The following is a 21,753-nucleotide window of genomic DNA, read 5'->3' as shown; positions in this document are numbered from 1 at the left end:
CGCTTACACCAGCCCTCTTTCTGAGAGAGAAGGGAAAAATTCGGGAGTGCATGTCATGAAATCAACAGACTTTTTCTCACCCTTCAAGTATTGGACGAGGAGGCATTTGCTGTGGGCACCCATCGCCCTGGGGCTACTGGCCTGGTCCGGCAGCGCTTATTCCCTCGATATCTGCGGATGCGCGGGCAACCCGAACAGCCTGGGGGATTTTGACAGTGCCGTTGAGGCTACCTGGCCTGCAGGAACTGTGCGCATTGGGCAGATCATTACGATCCCACTACCTGATGATGGGGTGCTCATCTTCGACAGCTTCCTGGTTTTTGATGTTCCCGGCAGCACCACGAATGCCGTAATCAATTTTCAACACAATCCTGCCAACACGGTTGTTACCCTGCTTGTCAGTGGTGATCTGACTATAGCTGCCGGCAATAGAATTGATCTTAACGCTGTAGTGGGTTCACGAGGCTCAACCGCGAGTAATGGCATAGGCGGTCTGGGTGGACCAGGCGGTTTTCGTGGGGGTGATGGCGCCTATCAACTGGTGAACTTCAAGAATGACGGCGGTGCCGGTCTTGGGCCTGCCGGCGGGGATGGTGCGACCCTCGATCCTGTTGGCGCCTCACAGGCAGGCCAGTTTGTAGGCATTCCCGAACTCCTGCCTATGATCGGAGGCTCAGGTGGTGGTGGAGGGCGCTCTGACAGTGTGGATCTTGGTTGCTCCGGTGGTGGTGGCGGCGGCGGCGGCGGTGGACTGCTTGTCGCGGTAAACGGTACCGCATCCATTGATGGCAGCATCAATTCGAATGGCGCCAGTGGCGGTCTTTACTATTTCTCAACTTGCGCGAGCAGCGGCGCGGCTGGTAGTGGTGGATCCATTCGTGTCATTGCGGAAAGCATCACCGGAGTTGGTACGGTCAATGCCTTGAGAGGTAGCGGCACCGCAGCCTATGGCGCCATTCGCCTGGAAGCCTTTACCAATACCTTGCCAGGCAGCAATACCACCCCTGTTGCTACGCGTGTGCCAGCTCCAGGCCCATTGGCCAATCCGATCACGTCCAGTGTGGCGATCACGAGCGTTGCCGGTGAGGTGGTTTCTCAGGTCAATGGCGAACTGCTTTCAGAACTGCCCCAGGGGTGGATGGGAGAGGTGGATATTCTGTTACCAACGCCCGGGATCGTTGCGGTCGATGTGGCATCCAGTGAGGTGCCTGAGGGCACCACGGTCGACGTGGTCGTCAAGCCGAGTCCCGGAGGTCTCCCCTTTACTGAGACGGCAATCCTTGGCAATTGTGATGGCTTTGGAGGTTGTACCGCACAGGTGTCTGTAAACCTGGCGGCTGGCAGATATGTTATCGAAGCCCAGGCGACTTTCCAGACACCCTAGCTATCAGGCGGGCAGATATACCGCCAGATCCGGTCGGTAGGTGGAGTGCTGTTTGAAGGAAAAAGGAGGTTGCCTTGAAACAGATTGTTGTATGTGCCCGCAGGAAAAGTCGGCATTGATTTATTCCGGAACTGATGTCCAAGTCACAACAGCTTGCTGAACATCTATTTTATCTACCGCTTTCCCATCCCCTACAAGGCGGTTTTGTAGTCTTGAATAGTCCCATTGATTGGAAGAAATTTAGACCAGTCGATTAATTTTACAGTGTTTTAAAAGTGGTTTTTGGGTTGCCATTAGGGATTGCCCTGACAATTCATGAGATTTACTGGTATTAACCTGCGAATATCCCGGCGAATTGATGGTTATGGGAATTATCCAACATAAAATATGGATTGCTTAACCCGAAAATTCCTCTCCAGATCCTGTGATGAGTCAGGCTATTGTTTCTGCTGTTTTTTTAAATAAAATTATCTATGTAAACAGCTGGTTATCAATGTTATTGATTCAGAGGAAATATTCGGAAAAGCACGAGAAAACGAGGCTGTATACAACTAAAAAATCCACTAAATAGGATGTTAAATTCTATTCTGTCGGATTTCTTTACAAAAGCAAAATGCCCAATTCCAGGTATTTATAAAACATCCTTTCAATACAATGCATTAAGGGAAATGGCGCATTATTTGCACCAGGGTTCACCTAGAGCACCAAAAAAAGCTTTGTTAGGAGGGGATCGTGGAGAATTCCGTGTTTACCGTGGCATTCCACCTATAGGTTCTGCAATGAGGGATCGCAGAGTGGAAGCCAATGTGAAGTATCGATTGCAGCAATTTATCAGGATGGCGGCGTCGGCGCTCATCCTCTTCGGTTTGTCTGCGCATTCTCTCGCCTTTCAGGACGAAACCTCCACCCGCTTGCCGGTTGCTGCCGATGACAGCTTCTCCTTTTCCGCTGCCGATGTTGACGCAGACAACGATCTGGATCTTCTGGTAGGCAACTCAGGTCAACCCTCCCTACTGATAAACGACGGCAGCGGAAACTTCAGCGCAGGCAGTGGTCTGCCATTGCTGGATGTGGATGCACTTGGTGTCGTGTTTGCTGATGTCGACGCCGATAGTGATCCCGATATTTTTATTGCCAATGCGCGTGGGCAGAATCTTCTGCTGATCAATGACGGTAGCGGCTCCTTTGCTGACGAATCAGCCTTTAGATTGCCAGCTGATTTGGATGTCAGCACCTCGGCCGCTTTCAAAGATCTGAACTTCGATGGTTCCCCCGATCTTGTAGTGGCCAACCGGGGTAGCCGCAACCATATCCTGCTGAATGACGGTAGCGGTGCCTTCACGCTGGAGAGTGATGGGCGGCTCGATGCGGATAGTGACCAAACGAGCCGTGTTTCGATTGCAGATGTGGACGGCGACGGCACACCGGATCTCTTCTTTGCCAATGACCGGGGACAAAACCGGCTACACCTGAACAACGGGCTCGGGGTCTTTACGGATACGTCGGGGGCGGGTCTGCCTGTCGTGGAAGATGAAACCCTGGATTCGGTTTTTGTGGATGTGGATCTCGATGGAGATCCGGACCTTGTTCTGGCCAATGGCGGGACCGGGGTGCGCCTCCTGTTGAACAATGGCGGGACATTCACCGATGTCAGCGCCAGCAACATTCCTGTATCGGCCGAATATGCCATCGGTGTGACTGTCGGTGATATCGACTTTGACGGATCACCTGATATAGCAGTTGCCAATGCGGGGCAGGATACGACCCTGATCAATGACGGTAGTGGCGTCTTTACCCAGAGCGACCTGCCTGTGGATTTGAGACGGACTTTCGGCCTCGTGCTGTTTGACCCGGACGAGGATTTCGATCCCGATCTGCTGTTGGCTACACCTGGCGGGCAAAACCGCTTTCAGACAAACGATCTTGCCGCGCCTCGTATCTTCCTCAGTATAGCACCGGGATATATCGAAGTGACTGACCCGGTTACGCTGACGGTGGATGTGTTTGACGAGGACGGTATCGCCTTCATCAACCTTACTGTTACCAACCCGTTAGGTACAGTGGTCAATGTTCCGCTCGTTGGTGGGGTGGGGACCTTCGTGCCGAATATGGCGGGTAGCCATACTGCTATGGTCACCACGGAAGACAACCTGGCCAATGTTGGCTTGCGCAGCCAGGTGTTTGAAGTCTTCACGCAGGATACATCGGCTCCGACGGTCACCACCACTGCGACCCCGGCTGAAGTGACCTTTGGTGAGGCTGTCTCCATCCAGGTAGATGCGGTGGATGATCGTGGTGTGACGGATCGGCGTGCTGACGTCAATGGCGCTAATGTGCCTCTGGACAGCTCGGGCCGTGCCGATTACGTGACAGTTGCGGTCGGACTCCATACGGTGGTCGGTTTTGCCGATGACGCGGCGGGCAATACGGGTACTGATACTACCACTTTCAATGTACTGGCTGACAACGAGTCGCCGGTTGTCACCCTTGGGCTGTCAGCGGCAACGGTTGACCTGGCCAATCCGCTGATCATCAGTGCCGGCGCTACCGATAATATCGGTGTTGCCTCTCTTGCGGTAACCGTGACTGGCCCGGCCGATCCGGGTGGCGCTTCCGTTCCACTCGATGGTTTGGGGAATGGCAGTTATACGCCGTTCCTTCCAGGTACCCATACGGTAACAGTGACTGCCACCGATCTCTTCGGCAACACCACGGTGGATACGGCGGACTTTGAAGCGGTAGGCACTCCCGATACCACTGCGCCGACGGTTACTGTGTCCGTAATGCCTGCGACTGTGGCCATCGGTGGTAGCGTGACCATCACGGTGAATGCAACCGATGATGTGCTTGTTTCATCGCGCTCCCTGACAATCAACGGTACACCCGCGCCACTTGATGCCGGCGGCAGCTACACCTATACACCACCAGTACTCGGTCTCTATACCGCGCTGGGCAGTGCCACTGATCCATCCGGAAACAGCGGCACCGATACCAGCGATTTCCGGGCAGTGGACCCGGCCCTCGATACCACGCCTCCGACCGTGGGGATCACCGATCCGGCCGACAGTGGTGAGGTGTCCGGACAGGTGGACTTCTCGGGTACCGCCCTCGACGATACTCTGGTGCAGTACACTCTGGCCTATGCACCGGTGGAAAGCAGCGATTTCGTTACCTTCCATACCGGAGATACACCAGTTACAGCGGATCTGCTGGGTACCCTGGATACTACCCTGCTGGATAACGGTTACTACCAGGTACGCCTTGTGGCCGAGGATGTGAATGGTCTGACATCCAGTATGACCCAACTGTTCAACGTGGTGGGTAAGCTGAAACTCGGTATATTCACTGTCTCCTTCCAGGACAAGAACGTGCCGGTAGGGCGTTTCCCGATCACGGTGAGTCGTACCTACGATAGCCGCGACCGCGCCGCAGTGGGTGACTTCGGTCATGGCTGGAATGTCGAATTGACCCAGGTGGAACTGGTGGCCAACCGGATTGCCGGTGATAACTGGGAGCAGGTCAAGTCTGGCGGATTTATCCCCACCTACCAGTTGGTTCCCTCCAGCCCCCATTTCGTCACTATCAAGTTTGGTGACGATGAGGAGTTCAAGTTTAGGGCGGTGCCGAATCCCAGTTCGCAATCCCTGCTGCCCATTCAGTTCCTCAATAGTATGAATTATGTGGCGGTGGGAGATGCGAAGGGTAGCCTGGTTGCCGGTGGTGCCTCGCCGGACTTCGTGCTGCCTGGTGGAGAGGGACCCACCCAGATACTTGATAGTTCGCTCAATCTCTATAATCCCACGCTCTTTGTCTACACTGCTGAAGATGGCTACCAATACCGGTTTGGCGGTGGTGGTAGCAGCTCGGTGCGTTATGCACTCTCCAGCGTCACTGATCCCGCTGGCCTGACTGTCTCGCTTACACCTAACGGATTCACCCGTTCGGATGGTCTCTCGGTGAGTTTTGTACGTGATGCAGAGGGTCGTATCGCGCAGATCACCGACCCGGCAGGCAATGTTGTCGGCTACGAGTACGATGCCGCCGGTGACTTGGCGGCTGTAACCGACGCCATGGGCAATCGCTCGACCTACGGTTACGATGCGAATCACTATCTGACCGACATCATGGATCCGCTGGGTCGGCCGGTTCAACGTAACGAATACGATGCGGATGGCAGGCTTGTCGCCATTACCGATGGTTCGGGCAACCGTATCGAGATGGAGTACGACCCGAATAACAATACGCAGATCACCCGTGACCGCCGTGGCAATCCCACCATCTATGAGTACGATGCGAACGGCAATGTCATCAGCGAGACCAACTTCCCTTCAGTGGAGGGTACGCCACAAGCGGTGGTCACAACGCGGGCGTTTGACAGCGACAGTCAACTCACCCAGGAAGTTCTGCCCGACGGTACCGTCAACAGCTTTACCTATGACACCAAGGGTAATGTGATCCAGGAAGTGAAGGATGCCGGTGGCCTGAATCTCACCCGGAGTTTTACCTTCAACGCTCAGAGTCGACCGCTTAGCGAAACCGATGCCCGCAGCAATGTCGAGACTCATACCTACGATGCCAATGGCAACGATCGTCTGACCACCCAGGACCGGGCCGGCTTCGTCACAACCTTTGAGTACGCCAGTGGGCGTACGACACGGGAAACTGATCCCCTGGGTAACTACACCCTGTTCGAATACGATGCCCTGGGCAACATGACCGCACAGGTGCGTTTCGACGGTAACAACACACCGCTGAACGATAGTGACGATATCCAGTTACGGCGCATGGAGTTCACCTACGATTCACTTGGTAACAAGCTGACCGAGACGACTATCGTCGATGTGGCCGGCACGCCGACCCCCGCGACCACGACGTTCGCTTACGATGCAAACAACCGGTTGATCTCAAAGACAGATCCCCTGGGCAACGTCAGTCAGGTCGAATACGACGCAGTGGGCGCCAAGATCGCAGAGATCGATCCCTTAGCCAACAGGACCGAGTACACCTATAACGTACTCGGAGACGTGACCCGGGTAGATTTCCCGGACGCCTCCTTCAAGGCATTCACTTACGATGTGGAAGGCAATCGCACCTCGGTAACGGATCGCAACGGCAACACCACTCAGTACGAGTATGATGCGATCAACCGCCTTACCAAGGTCGTCTTTCCCGATCTCAGCGTCCGGGATCGCCGGTATGACATCGTGGGTAACCTGAGCGGCGAAATCACTGAGGCTGGGCAGCGCACCGATCATGCTTATGATGCCGCCTCTCGTCGTCTCAGCACAACCCAGCCTGAAGTCTACAGTGCAGAGACCGATACCCTGCTACGGCCGCTGACCGCTTATGAGTACGACGCCAACGGCAATCAGACTGCGACAGTCGACGCCAGGGGCAACCGCACTGAAATGACTTATGACGGTCTTGACCGCCTGGTCGAGACCACCTTGCCGGATGGGAATACTATCGGTACCACCTTTGACCCTGCCGGACGGGAGATCGTGCGCACCGATGCCGCCGGACTCAATACCAATTATGGCTATGATGCGATGGGCCGCCTGATCCAGACCAGGCTGCCCGCACCCCAGGCCGGGGATCCAAGGCCTGAAGCGCTATTCAGCTATGATGAATTGGGTAATCTGCTTACGCAGACCGATGCCAATGGGCACGTCACCCGGTATGGTTATGATCTGGCGGGTAACAGAACCTCGCATACGCTGCCTGGTGGCCAAGTACAGACCTCTGCTTACGATGCCGCAGGTCGAATGGTCAGCCAGACTGACTTCAACGGCAATATCACCACCTTCGGTTATAACGGAGTCGGCCGACGTACCTCTGTTAACTATCATGACAGCACAAGCATCCTTACCGCTTATGCCGGTGAAGGGCAACGGCTATCAATCACAGACAGCCGTGGAGTTACCTCTTTCACCTACGATAACCGTAAGCATCTGACCAATCGCACCGAGCCAGATGCACTCGTGGTGGATTACACCTATACGGCGGCAGGCAAAGTTGCCTCGATGACCACGTCGAGCGGGAATACCACAGCTTATACCTACGATGCGCTGGATCGCCTGTCGACAGTCACCGATGCGAACAGCAGCGTCAGTGCCTACAGTTATGACGCAGTCGGCAACCAGTCCAAGGTGGAGCGGGCTAACGGTACCTACACTGAATACGGTTACAACAACCGCAATCAGTTGACCGGGGTGGTACACAAACGCAGTGATGACAGCGTTATCAGTCAGCATATCTATACATTGGATACCAACGGCCTGCGTACCCGCATGGATGAGCTGCCCTTGGGTAACAACGTGGTCTACCTCTATGATGATAATGCCCGACTGTTGCGGGAGACGCGCACCGGTGGCAACGCCTACGACACCCAGTATGCATACGATGCCGTGGGCAACCGTACCTCGATGGACAAGGATGGCACGCTCACGAGCTATACCTATGATGTCAACGACCGCATCGTCAGTGATGGCACGGGCGCCTATGTCTATGACGATAACGGCAACCTGATCAGTATTACGGTGGGTGCTGCTGCAACACTCTTTGGCTACGATGCCGGTAACAGCATGGTGTCGACCACAGCACCGGGTGGCGCGGTAACGACTTATGAATACGATGCCGATGATTTCCGTGTTGGTCGTACTGATACATCGGGAACACAACGTTTCCTGACCGATATTCGAAGCAATACCGGACTGGTGCAGGTCATCGAGGAACAGAGCGATACGGGAGCGGTGCTATCGGAATACACCTATGGCCTGGAACTTCTGACCCAGCGGCGCGGTACTGCCCTGAGCCAATACCATCCGGATGGTCTCGGTAGCATCCGAACCCTGACGGGTGCGGGTGAGGCAGTCACCGATACCTACACCTTCGATGCCTACGGCAACGAGATCGCCTCCACCGGAACCACCCAGAATAACTATCGCTTTGCCGGTGAGCAGTTTGATCCCAACTCCGGGTTCTATTATCTGCGTAAGCGTTACTATGATCCTGTTAACGGACGTTTCGTCTCTGTCGATCCGGCGGTAGGCGATCCTATGACCCCGGTCAGTCTGCACCGTTACCTCTACGCCAACGACAACCCGGTCAACTATACAGATCCGACAGGCCGTTTTACTCTGGTATCGCTCAGCGTCAGCATGTCGATCCAGACCACCATCCGTTCGATCTATACCAAGAACCTGGTCAAGTTCTTCTTTGCAGCGGCAAAGATTGCCTACTGCACTCTCGAACCGGCCTACAAGATGCAGACCATGGGCCTGGACATGATCGCCAACAACATGCCGGGTGGTGAGCATCTGGTGATGCAGGCCCACGGCCAGATCGCTGCAGGCTATAAGGCCATCGGTCGCCGTGCGGCACAAGTCTACGAAGATACCCTCAATGAAGTGATCGATTTCAAGGTTGAATTCCGCACTGTCGTCGATGACATCCAGGATATGCTCAGTGACCCGTTTGGTTCATTGCCCTTGCCGCCCGAGATTGCGGAAGTGATCAATTTCTACGAACAGGCAAGCGGCTGGGTCGATGGATTCGAGGAGGGTTATAGAAAGGCCAAAGAGGGCTACGAAGCCTTCACTATCGGTTCGGCCTGCGACCAGTTCACCTTCCTGGACGACAATGCCGATACTCTGCTCAGCATTATGCCGAGCTTCTAACGGACGGTTTGAATGATGAAACGACCGAGAACAGTTAATGGGATGATCGCCGGAATCCGCGACAGGATCGGTTCCGGCGCGCTCTCTCTTGCGCTGCTTCTTGGGCTTCAGGCAGGGGTGAGTTCGAATGCCTTGTGGGCCGCTGACCATGCCATCGGCGCAGCGGATGGAACCTTCGAATCAGGCTTGGGCGGCACAGTGACCACCGGCGATGTGGCTACCTCGGCCGGTATCGGCATACTGCAGCCCACCGAAGGCGTTCAGGCAGTGCTGATGACCACCAGCCCGGATGCAGGCACACAACCGACAGATGCAGACGTCAGCACCTTGACCATTGAGAACTTCATCATCCCGGTGGATGCTTCCACCCTGCGCCTCGACTATAACTTCCTCACCAACGAAACCACACCGAGCAAAACCAACGACCGTTTTACGGTCAAACTTCTGCTGGTGACTGCCGGTGGCGAGGAGATCCTGCTGGTGCAGGATACCTTTGGTGCTTTCTATCCGGCGCCCTGGAGCGGCTATGATAAACAGACCGGTTTCCAGAAGCTGGTAACCGATGTTTCCGCCCATGCCGGCAGCGGAGACAGTTTTACCCTTGAACTCAGGGTGGAGGATGTCGGTGACGGTCGGGCCGACTCAGCGGTCTTCCTCGATAACCTGATGTTCGCCGCCGATGGTGAACCCCTGGCGGCAACGACACCGACCTACATCCATGTGGCGACCGGCACAGAGGTGGTACTGGACGGTACGGGATCGAGCGACTCTGACGGCACTGTCACCCAATATCTCTGGACCCTGCAAAACGGCTTCCAGGCGATAGGACCTGTGGTGCCCTACACCTATCCTGATGAGGGTGTCTACCAGGTTCAACTGCAGGTTACCGATGATGGGGGCAATACCAGCACCCAGGATCTGACCGTGGTGGTCGGTGACCTGAACCATGCACCAAGCATCGTTTCCACCGCGGCCACCACCGCGGCCGAGAATGTACCCTATCGCTACCAGGTGCAGGTGAATGATCCAGAAGCCGTCTACGGCGATGTGATGAGCTACTCGCTCACCACTGCTCCGGCAGGAATGACGGTCGATTCCGCAACTGGTCTGATCAGCTGGACGCCCACCGCAGCCGATCCGCTCAAGAGCGATGTCACCGTCCGGGTGGAAGACAGCGAAGGGCTGTTCGATACCCAATCCTTCCAGGTCAGCATCGGGCCGGAGATCTACATGGTCTCCACCACCGACAGTGCCCAGATCTATACCGCCCGCAGCAACGGGGACGGCACCTTCCAGCCGCTCACCTTCATGGATGACTTCGCCGGCAGTCTGACCCGGGGTGCCGTCATCGGCGATTTCGACCACGATGGCGATTTCGATTTTGTTACCGGTCGTCCCTCCAATCCGAGTGTGCATCTCTACTTCTACGAGAAGGACGGACCCCGATTCAAATCGCCGGCCTATATTGGGGCGGTCGGCGATAGCTCCCAGTCTATCACCAGCTACCTGATGGATATGGTTGCGGAAGACTTCGACAATGATGGCCAGATGGACTTCCTGCTCAATGGTAACAACGCGAATACCTGGCTGCTGCGCAACCAGGGCGCGCTGGTGATCGACGAACAGGACTTCTTCAACAGCGGCTTCGAGACAGGCAACGAGGGCTGGGGCGGACAGGCTTGCAGGACAGGCATCGCCCGGGATGACACAACCGCCAACAGCGGCACCTGGTCGATGAAGGTCAGCGCTACTGCTGTGAACTCCTGTCTGCAGCTCGATGTCAACCCGTCCAGTTGGTACCTCTATGCGGGTTCCAAGGTGACTTTTGCCTACCGCATTCCCAATGGCGTGCCCACCGGCCTCTTCGTCAATGTGTTTAGCCACGGCTGGATCTCGCTGGGCGGTACCCCCAACCGGGATTCCGGGATCTATACCGACCTTGGGGCGGTCAACCTGATCGACGACGATACCTGGCGCACGGTGACCATCGACCTCTACGAGGTGCTACGCCCCCACTGGCCAAACGCCAACCAGATTACCGAGTTCGAATTCTGGAGCAACTCCAACGCAGGCGCCAGCGATCACTTCTGGTTCGATGATTTCCGAATTTCCTACCGCAACATGGTCTCCGGTTTTGACATCACCCATCAGCCTACCGCAGGCACCGCTGGTCGCGGCATGGACGCAGATGACGTGGACGGCGACGGCAACATGGATTTCGCCCGCGCCCACTCCAGCGGCGGCAAGGTCCATATGCATATGGGTGACGGCACCGCTGCCTTCACGATCTCGGCCGAAGTCGCTGATCCAGGTAATGATCCTTACGGTGTCGCCCTGGCGGATTTCGATGGAGACGGGACACCCGACCTGATTGCAAACAACGGTAGCAGTGGAGATCCCTGGTTCTTCAAGGGCAACGGCAACGGCACCTTCCAGGCCGGTATCAGCGTCCCCTCCCTGGATGCCAACAACTATTCTGCCTATGGCCACTACGATTTCAATAACGACGGCAACCAGGATGTGGTCTCGGTCGATTACACGGGTCGCAAGGCGTGGTTCTATCCTGGCAATGGAGACGCTACCTTCGGTGCCCGGATCGAGATAGGCACTGGGCCCACCACTATGCTGGGTGTGGCAGCACCGGCAGGTCGTGTTCCTGGACAGCCCCTCAGTGCCGCTACCGGCAGCAGCGATTTGATCAACGAAGGGGGCTCTGTCGACTTCAGTGGTGCTGGTTCTTTCGATGACGGCAGCATCCTCAGCTATGAGTGGGATTTTGGTGACGGTGGCAGTGCGACCGGATCCGACGTCACCTACACCTATGTGGATGAGGGCGACTATACAGTTGTACTCACCGTTACCGATGACCAGGGACAGACCGACAGAGACAGCGTCAAGGTGCGGGTACTCGGCGAACTCCCGGTTGCCGTGCCGACAGGTCCCTATGTGTTCGATGAAGCAATGGCACTCAGCGGCCGCTGGCACGGGGCATTGGATGCAAGAGGCTCCAGCGATGCTGATACCAGCATTGCCCGCTACGAATGGGATTTCGATGCCAGCGATGGCATCACGGTGGATTCAAGCAATATCCTGCCAAGGGTCACCTACAATGCGCCAGGTATCTACACCGTCACACTGACTGTCTACGATGAAGTCGATCAGGTCCACAGCGCAACGACAACGGTTACTGTCCAGGGTGGCGCAACACCGGTTGCAATGTTCACCGGGCCGCTGAGCCTGGATGAAAACCAGGCATCTCTCGCCGAGTGGAGCGGTTGGTATGGCGCCAGCGGTTCAAGTGATGCAGAGAGCATCGCCCGTCTGGATATCGACTGGGGCGACGGCAGCAGTTCGACCGTGGCACCCCTCGCGGATGATTTCAGCGACGGCAACTACACGGCCGATCCGGTCTGGACCGTCAACGGCGGAACCTGGAATGCACCGAATGAAGTCCTGCAGCAGACAAGTACCGGCGCTGCCTGGCGCTGGCTGCAGGATCTCAATCGCAGTTACAAGGATTTCACCCTGGAAGTCGATTTCAAGGGTGTCGGCACGACCCAGGGCTACATAGGTATAGTGTTCCACAATCCAAACGCCAAGGGCAGCCAGAACACCTTCCTGATGTACTCGAAAGAAGAGTGGGACTTCTGGCGCTTCTACGACTGGAATACGGGCACCACTTTGGCGGAAGGCGGCACCGGCTGGGATCCCGAAACCTGGTATCACCTGAGAATGGTGGTGGTCGGTGACACCATGCAACTCTTCGTTACACCGGAAGGTGGCGTCGAGACCTTGCAGGTCGAGACCACCAGTGCGGCCCATCCCATGGGCGGCATCGGGTTACTGGCCAATGGCCAGCATGTGATGTACGACAACGTCAAGGTGACGCCACATGATGTTGCCTGGACGCAAAACGGCCAGAGCCTCGACGACTTCGCTCACGGCTTTACCACTACCGGTGTGCAGAACGTCACCCTGACCGCCACCGATCATGCTGGCCAGACAGACACCTCAGTCCTGAACACCAACGTGACTGCCAATGCCCCGCCCGTTGCGGATCCAGGCGGTCCCTATGTGCTGACGGAACTCGAAGCCTGGAACGGCCGTTGGGACTTCATTCTCGATGCTTCAGGCTCTACCGATGATGTCGATGTTCAACGCTACAGCATAGATTTCGGTGATGGCACGAGTTACACCACAGGTTCCGGCGATGGTGGACAAGTCGGTTATTTCCAAACCGGTACCGATCTATACGGCTACGATCTCGGTGATGGTTATCCCTATGTCATTGCCACCGAAGATGGTACCCAGGTGGAGCTGATTGATCTGGCCACAGGAAATATAATTGCCACCAACGTCCTGAACAGGATGCAGAGCTGGAGCTACACTTCCATGCCGGCGGGGACCTATTACAAGGTCAAGGCAAACAAGCCGGTGACGGTCTACCAGACGGACTTTGCTCAACACTCCGCATTCATGCCGTCCATGAACGGCACTCCGGTCGGAAATGAGTACATCTTCTATCAGGATCTGAATCTCGGGTTCTACGTCTACGCAATTGAAGATACACAAGTGCGTTTCCTCGACTCGGCAGGGGCCCTGGTCGGTGAGCGCAACCTGCGTGCAGGTGATTACTGGCAGACCAGTTTTGCCGCAAGGGTTTACCAAGTCGTTTCATCAGGCCGGATAGCGATGCAGACAGTGGGTGGCAACGGGTATACCACGGTGCCTTCGTTCAGCGGCAGCGCGGCGGGAACCGATTTCTATGCTGCTGTTCATAATCAGGGGACAGGTGCTTTTGCGGTGTTTGCCCATCAGGCGGCCGATCTTGAAGTCTTCGATCTGGATACCGGAGCCTCTCTGTACACCCATACCCTGGCATCAGGTGAGATGTGGTTCCAGAACGGCGTCGGGTTGAGGCGGTTGCGTTTCGCCAGCACCGGCAACGTGGAGGTATGGGCCGGCGACACTGAAGGCGGTACCGGCATCCTTAACCTGGGTGACGATTATTCCATGACCACGGGGCAGGGTGGGACCGAGTTCCATCTGCACAACCTCGGAAACGGCATTGTTATCTTCTCCCCCAACGATGGCGCTGTGGTCGATATCGATGGAGGTGCTATCAACCAGACACTCGCCCGCGACGGCTATCTGCATCTGGCGCCGACCGATTTCCCATCCGGTAGCGGTGTGCATCACATTACTGCCTCCAAGCCGGTAGTGATAATGACGCTGGGTGGAGCGAATGCCTTCAACGATCTTGGTACCTATCTCGGCGGCGTCTCGACGCGGCACTTGTACACGACTGTCGGTCAGTACGACGTCACGCTGACAGTCACCGACCGTGCAGGGCAGAACCATACCAGCGTCACCACCGTTGACGTACAGCAGGGGAATCCCCCTGTGCCAGCTATCGATGCACCGGCAACCGTTGACGAATCCTTCGCAAGCGGTGGTGATTACTCCGTTGCGTTCGACGCCAGTGCATCCACGGATGATTCCGAGATCATTCTCTACGAATGGGACTTCGGCGATGGCGGTAGTGCAACCGGCGTCAATCCGACCCACATCTTCAACCTGCCGGCAGGTGTTAACGAACAAACCTTCACCGTCACCCTGACTGTGACGGATCGTGCGGGACAGCAGACTTCCACCACCTTCGATGTCCTGGTGAAAACCGGCGTGCCGCCGGTGGCCGATGCAGGCGGCCCGTATGAACTTGGTGAGGCGGAGGCCAGCTATGGTGTCTGGACCGTATCGCTGGACGGTACGAACTCAACCGACGACAGCGCGCTCTTCGATTATGAGTGGACCTTTACCCCGGAGACCCACGATTTTGCCGGCACTGATACCGATCACACCCGCTGGTTGAGAAGCGCCGGATTGACCCAGGATGAACGGGTAATCGTTACCGGGGCAAATAATTGGGGCAACCGCTATATCTTCTCCAAGGAGAATACCAAGCGGACAGGCGCTACCGTATTCGAAGCGCAGATATTGCCGGTCAATCTGTCGGGCACTCAGCGCGCCATGTGGGGGTTGAAGAACACCAGTGACAGCTACCACTATAATCAGATGCCTCATGCGATCTATTTCAATAATGGCGCTATTGCTGTCTATGAAGATGGTGCCTACCGGGGCAATATAGGCACCTATACCCGTGGTGTGCTCTACGACATCCGCATCACCACCAAGCAAGCGGGTGGGGCGATCTACGAAATGAAAGAGGCTTCGGCGACCGATTGGACGCTGCTCTATGATTCCGCTTACTCCACCGAGTTGCTGCTGAAGGCTGGCGGAACGATCAACAATGGCACCTTCGAGTTCGACAATGCCAAGCTGCCAGCCAGCGTTTTGGACGGGCCGGTTGTCAGTCGCAAATACTCGGCGCCCACTATCGACAGCGTGACCTTGCGGGTCCGGGACAATGCACTGCAGGCGGCCTTCGATACCACCACCATTACCCTTGAAACCGGCGCACTACCGGTGGCGGATCCAGGTGGCCCCTACACGGTCGAAGTGGGCAGCATGCTACTCTTCAACGGCACCGCCTCCACCGACGATACGGCCATCCAGCACTACGACTGGACCTTTGGTGACATGACGGGTGGGGTAGTGGCTCCAGGGGCCGAGACCGCCGACCTGCCGTACAAGGGCAAGGGTTCGATAACCAAGCACTTCTACCAACAGACAGGCACCTATACTGCCAGCCTGACGGTGACAGACAATGTGGGCCAATCCCATACCGCGACCGCGGCTGTCGAGGTGGTCACTGGTGGTGGTCCCAACGCCAACTTCCAGGTTCTTGCCGAGCCTGCTGCAGGCGGACCGCCGGCCTACTTTGACGCTACTACCTCCGTGGATGACTACGGCATCGTCGAATACCGCTGGGATTTCGATGCTGATGCCGACAGGGATGGCGACGGGAATTTCACCAACGACATCGATGCCGTCGGCCCGCGCGCGTACCATGTCTACAGCACTGCCACGGCTCCCTCGGGCGTGACGCTGTTGGGTGATGATTTCAATAACGGGACTATCACCGGCTGGACCACCAATACCTTCAGTGGCGTGGTGGCCGAAGAGAATGGTCTGCTCAAACTGACTGGTGATGGTGCCTGGGGCCGTACCTACGCATTCACCAATGATAATCAGGCTCGTGCTGAGGGAATGCGCTTCCAGTCTCTGGTGCGGGAGAATGACGCGATCGCCAGCTACATGATGATCGGACTGAGAAGCAACCACGCAACCAGCGGTCACTACAATCAGTTGCATCATGCCATCTATTTCAACAACGGAGCGCTCCACGTCTATGAGGACGGCTCCAATCGCGGCGTTGTAGGCACCTATGTGCCAGGCACCTGGTACGAAATACGTATCGATACCAAAGTGGCAGGTGCAGACTATTTCATTCGTGAGCACGACGCGGCCAATCCCAACCCCTGGACGCCGTTGACCACCTACTCATCCCTGAACAGAACCGGCTCACCGCTTCGTATTGGCATGGATGTCTGGGGCGGTAGTTTTGAGATCGATGAAGCGCAGATCGAAGGTACCGGACCCAAGGTCGTGACCCTGACCGTGGAAGACGGCGCAGGCCAGACCCACTCGACCCAGTTGGAACAGCATGTGGCGCCGAATCTGCCGCCGAATGTCATTACCGTGCCCTGGGTGGCCCAAGATCCCATCGCACCGCATGAAATCTACAACGGTAAGACTATCCGTGTGAAAGGTATCGTGCGTGACGCAGACGCCATGACCTTCCAGTGGGATTTCGGTGATGGCACTTCATCGGCGGTTACGACCATCACTGATGCCCATGATCTGTCGATGAGCCATACCTATCCCGATGCCCCCGCCGGTACGCCGTTTGTGGCAATTCTGAAGGTATGGGATAGCCTCGGCCAGATGGGCCAGGACAACTACAATGTCGTGGTCAAGCCCAAGACCCTGAATACCGAGATCAACGTCGCCATCGATGAGGGTCTCTGGTACCTGCACCAGGAGCAGACCCGTACCATGGCCGAAGGCTATGAGACGGGCTACTGGACCAGTAACGCCAGGGCGAGTGCCACTGCCTCATCGATCCAGTCCTTCCTGATCAATGGTCACCTGGAGAGTGTCGACCCGGCAGAAGATCCCTACCAGGAGACGGTGGTGCGTGGACTGCGGCAACTGTTCCGGGATCTCGGTACGGTGGACATCGCGACCCAGACCTACGGCGAACCGGACACCAACGGTAACGGTATCGGTATCGAGACGGGACAGAACAGTTCCGGCGCTCAGCCAATCTACCAGGGCGGCCAAGTGATGGATGCCATTGCCAGTACCGGTACGCCCCTTGCGCGCACCATCACGGGCGCAGCCAACATCAACCGGCGCAGCTATTTCGATATCCTCACCGATATGGCCGATCAGTTTGGCTGGGGTCAGACCGAGCAGGGTAGCGGCGGTGGCTGGCGGTATAGCTGGAACAGCAGTATCGACAACTCTGCGGCCCAGTGGGGCGCCATCGGTCTGCTGGCGGCCCAGGATGTCTTCGGCGTTGCGATTCCCCAATGGGTCAAGGACCGGAACCTGGTGTGGATCACCAACAGCTATAGCGGTGTCGGCTTTGGATATTCCGGTCCCGCCACCACTCAAGCCGGCACGCCTTCCGGCCTAGTGCAGATGGTCTTCGATGAGCTGGAGACTTCGGACGTTCGCTGGATCACATCTGAGAGGTGGATGCGCGACAACTGGGATGCCCAGTACGATATAAATGTGAGCAACCGTCCGATCTACTCCTACTATGCGATGACCAAGGCGATGCGCCTGGCCAAGCCGACGCCCGTGGTCAAATTCGACCATGACGGTTTCGACTGGTTCAGTGACCCGGCCGAGGGGCTGGCACGTATCCTGATCGATGAGCAGCTTACCACCGGTGAGTTCGCGGGTATCCAATGGATTACGAAGCAACTGCGCTCTGCCTGGAGTGTCATCATTCTCAGTCGTACCCTGTTCGTACAGCCGCCGGTGGCGGTAGCCGGTCGTGACCGTGTGTGGGCGGTTGATCTGCCCCTAGAGTTCGACGGCTCCGATTCATTCCATCTTGATCCTTTCCGCAGCCTGATCAGGTACGAGTGGGACTTCGATGGTGATGGTAACTTTGATACCAGCAGTACCGATCCGACGGCAACCCACACCTATCCATTGTCGCAGTATCCGGAAGCTACACTGCCCCAGACCATTACCGTGAGCCTGCGGGTGACTGATAACAATGTACCGGCATTGACAGACACCGATACGCTGAATGTGGTCATCGCGATTCCGCCCCATCCACCGGTGGCTGAGATAGGCGGTCCCTACACCTGTACCCAGGGTCTGCCCTGCACACTGGATGGCACGGGTTCGTTTGATATCGATCCCACCGATTTCATCGCCCGCTTTGAGTGGGAGCTGGACGCTGTCTTCCCGTTCGACTTCGACGAAGCGACCGGCAGCAACCCGTCACCGGTATTCAGCAACCTGGGCACCTTTAATGTCGGCCTGCGAGTCTGGGACAACGGCGTACTCAACGACCTCGATGGCGACGGCGAACTCGACGAGAACGAGCGCCTGAGTGACCAGGTCTTCACTACCGTGACAGTGGTCGCCAACCTGGCCCCCATCGCCGACGCCAACGGCCCCTACACCGTTGACGAGGGCAGCAGCATCGCCTTGGACGGTACAGGCTCCAGCGATCCCAACGGGGATGCTCTGACCTACGGTTGGGACTACAACAACGATGGTGCCTATGATGACGCCACCGGCCCGGCACCGGTCTACACGGGTTTGGACGACGGCATCTATCCGGTCGAACTCCAGGTGAGCGACGGCCTGCTGGATAACACTTCCGGCACTACGGTCACGGTCAACAACGTGGCACCCACCGCAGATGCGGGCGCTGACCAGACAGTCAACGAAGGAGACACGGTCAACTTTACCGGCAGCTTCAGCGATCCTGGCACCGCCGACACTCACACCATCGCGTGGGATTTCGGTGATGGCAACAGCGCCAGCGGCAGCGTGACCCCGAGCCATGTCTATGCTGAAGACGGCGTCTACACTGTCACGCTCACCGTGACAGACGATGACGGCGGTGTGGGTACAGCCAGCATGATCGTCACGGTGGAGAACGTCACCCCCACCGTCGATGCAGGCGCAGACCAGACGATCACCGAAGGTGACACTGCCAGCTTTGCCGGCAGCTTCACCGACCCCGGCACCCTGGACACCCACACTACCGAGTGGAACTTCGGCGACGGTACCACCGAGAGCGGCACCCTCAGCCCGACCCATACCTATGCGGAAGACGGCACCTACACAGTGACCCTCACCGTCACCGACGATGAAGGCGCCGTCGGCACGGATAGCCTCACGGTTACCGTGAACAACGCCGCACCAATCGTTGAGGCAGGTCCGGATCAGAGCGGTGTTCTGGGCGACACCATCTCCCTGGCCCCGGCAACCTTTACCGATGCCGGTGTACAGGACACCCACACAGCCACCATCGATTGGGGCGACGGCGCCACTGAACCCGGTACACTGACCCAAGGCGCCGGCAGCGGCAGCGTGGCAGGCAGCCATGCCCATACGGCAGACGGCACATATACCGTCACCGTTACCGTCACCGACGATGAAGGCGCAGTCGGCAGCGATAGCTTCCAGGTGATCCTGGCCAGCGGTAACGCCGGACCCACCGCCGATGCGGGTGGCCCCTACACGATCAACGAAGGCGACACAGTCACCCTGGACGGCAGCGGCTCCAGTGATCCTGACAACGGCCCGAGCCCACTCAGCTACGCCTGGGATCTGGACAACGACGGCCAGTACGATGACGCCACCGGCGTCACCGTGACCCTGCCTGTCCAACCAGACAACACCAGCTTCACCATCGGACTCGAAGTCAGTGACGGCCTGCTCACAGCCACCGATACCGCAACAGTGAGGGTCAACAACGTGTCACCGAGCGTGGATGCGGGTGCAGATCAGACAGCCAACGAAGGCGATACAGTCAACTTCGCCGGAAGCTTCACTGATCCCGGCACGGCCGATACCCACACCACTGAATGGAACTTCGGTGATGGCAGCAGCACCAGCGGCAGCCTGAACCCGACCCACACCTACGCGGACAACGGTGTCTACACCGTGACCCTGACGGTCACCGACAAGGACGGCGGTGTGGGCACAGATACGCTCACAGTCACCGTCGGCAACGTGGCCCCGGTCGTCGCAGTGCCCGCGGGCCAGACGATCACTGAAGGGGATACGGTGACCCTGCCTGACGCCACCTTCAACGATGTCGGCACCGGGGATACCCACACCGCCACGGTGAACTGGGGTGACGGTACGACCGCAAGCTCCGCAGTGACCCAGGGCGCAGGCGGCGGCAGCGTCGCACTGGGCAGCCATACCTATGCGGAAGACGGTGTCTACACGGTGACAGTCACAGTGACCGATGATGACGGCGCAGTCGGCAGCAACAGCCTCACCGTCACGGTGAACAATGCCGCACCAGTGGTCGAGGCAGGTCCGAACCAGAGTGGTGCGCCGGGAACCGCCATTGCACTGGCCCCGGCAACCTTCACCGATCTTGGTGTGCAGGATACCCACGCAGCAACCATCGACTGGGGTGACGGCACTATCGAACCCGGCATAGTGACCCAGGGCGCAGGCAGCGGCAGCGTGGCGGGCAGCCACAGCTACGCAGCAGACGGCAGCTACACCGTCACCGTCACCGTCACCGATGATGAAGGTGCCTTCGGCAGCGACAGCCTCCAGGTGAACCTCACCACCGCCAATGTCGGACCCACCGCGAACGCGGGCGGCCCCTACACCATCAATGAAGGTGTAGGTGTCACCCTCGACGGCAGTGGCTCCAACGACCCGGACAACGGCCCGAGCCCACTCAGCTACGCTTGGGATCTGGATAACGACGGCCAGTACGATGATGCCACCGGTGTCACCGTGACCCTACCCATCCAGCCCGACAACACCAGCTTCACCGTGGGCCTGCAGGTTAGTGATGGCGTACTCACCGACGTCGACAGTGCCACGGTAACGGTGAACAACGTGGCGCCGACAACAGACGCCGGTCCTGACCAGGCGATCGATGAAGGCGATACCGCCAGCTTCGCAGGCAGCTTCACTGATCCTGGCACCCAGGACACCCATAGCATCGAATGGAACTTCGGTGATGGTAGCGCATCGGTAAGCGGCAGCCTGACCCCGACCCACACCTATGCCACGGCCGGTGTCTACACGGTCATCCTGACGGTGACCGACAAGGACGGCGGCGTGGGTAGTGACACCCTGACGGTGACGGTACAGGCCGGTGCGGTACAGACCATCTTCAACGTGACAGCCCGTGCGAAGCCGACAGAAGTGTTTGTGATGTGGACGCCGGTAACCGGTGCTGACAGCTACAACGTCTACCGCAGTACCACGTCCGGCGGACCCTACGCGCAGATCGCCAACGGCTACGTCTGTGACTACTGCAGCTACTGGGATCAGGGTCTGACCAACGGTATGACCTACTACTACGTGGTCACCTCGGTGATTGGTGGTGCCGAGTCACTGCACTCCAACGAAGCCAGCGCAACGCCGCAGGAACGGACATCCAGGGGCAGAAGGCGTTGATAAACGACCTGTAGGAACGGCGCCCCGCTG

At 57.5% G+C, this 21,753-nt stretch carries 3 protein-coding genes; all 3 read left to right on the top strand.

What is annotated here, in order from left to right; all coding sequences use genetic code 11:
* The first annotated feature begins 55 nt into the window (after window positions 1-55).
* The 3 genes from HPY30_04625 (at window position 56) to HPY30_04615 (ending at window position 21,723) form a co-directional block, all read left to right on the top strand.
* Entirely contained in the window at window positions 56-1,384 is a 1,329-nt protein-coding gene (locus HPY30_04625) for a hypothetical protein (protein ID QYZ65330.1), read from the top strand.
* Window positions 1,385-2,163: 779 nt separating this feature from the next.
* Entirely contained in the window at window positions 2,164-9,063 is a 6,900-nt protein-coding gene (locus HPY30_04620; GenBank protein ID QYZ65329.1) for a hypothetical protein, read from the top strand.
* A 12-nt stretch (window positions 9,064-9,075) separates the two neighbouring features.
* On the top strand, window positions 9,076-21,723 hold the full coding sequence (locus tag HPY30_04615) for a PKD domain-containing protein (protein QYZ65328.1): 12,648 nt from the start codon (window positions 9,076-9,078) through the stop codon (window positions 21,721-21,723).
* The last annotated feature ends 30 nt before the right edge of the window (window positions 21,724-21,753 follow it).

The organism is Gammaproteobacteria bacterium (ex Lamellibrachia satsuma) (assembly GCA_019623805.1).
Lineage (GTDB): Bacteria > Pseudomonadota > Gammaproteobacteria > Chromatiales > Chromatiaceae > QGON01.
Note: the sequence above shows the minus strand (reverse complement) of the source record. Positions and strands in the feature narration are given on the sequence as shown.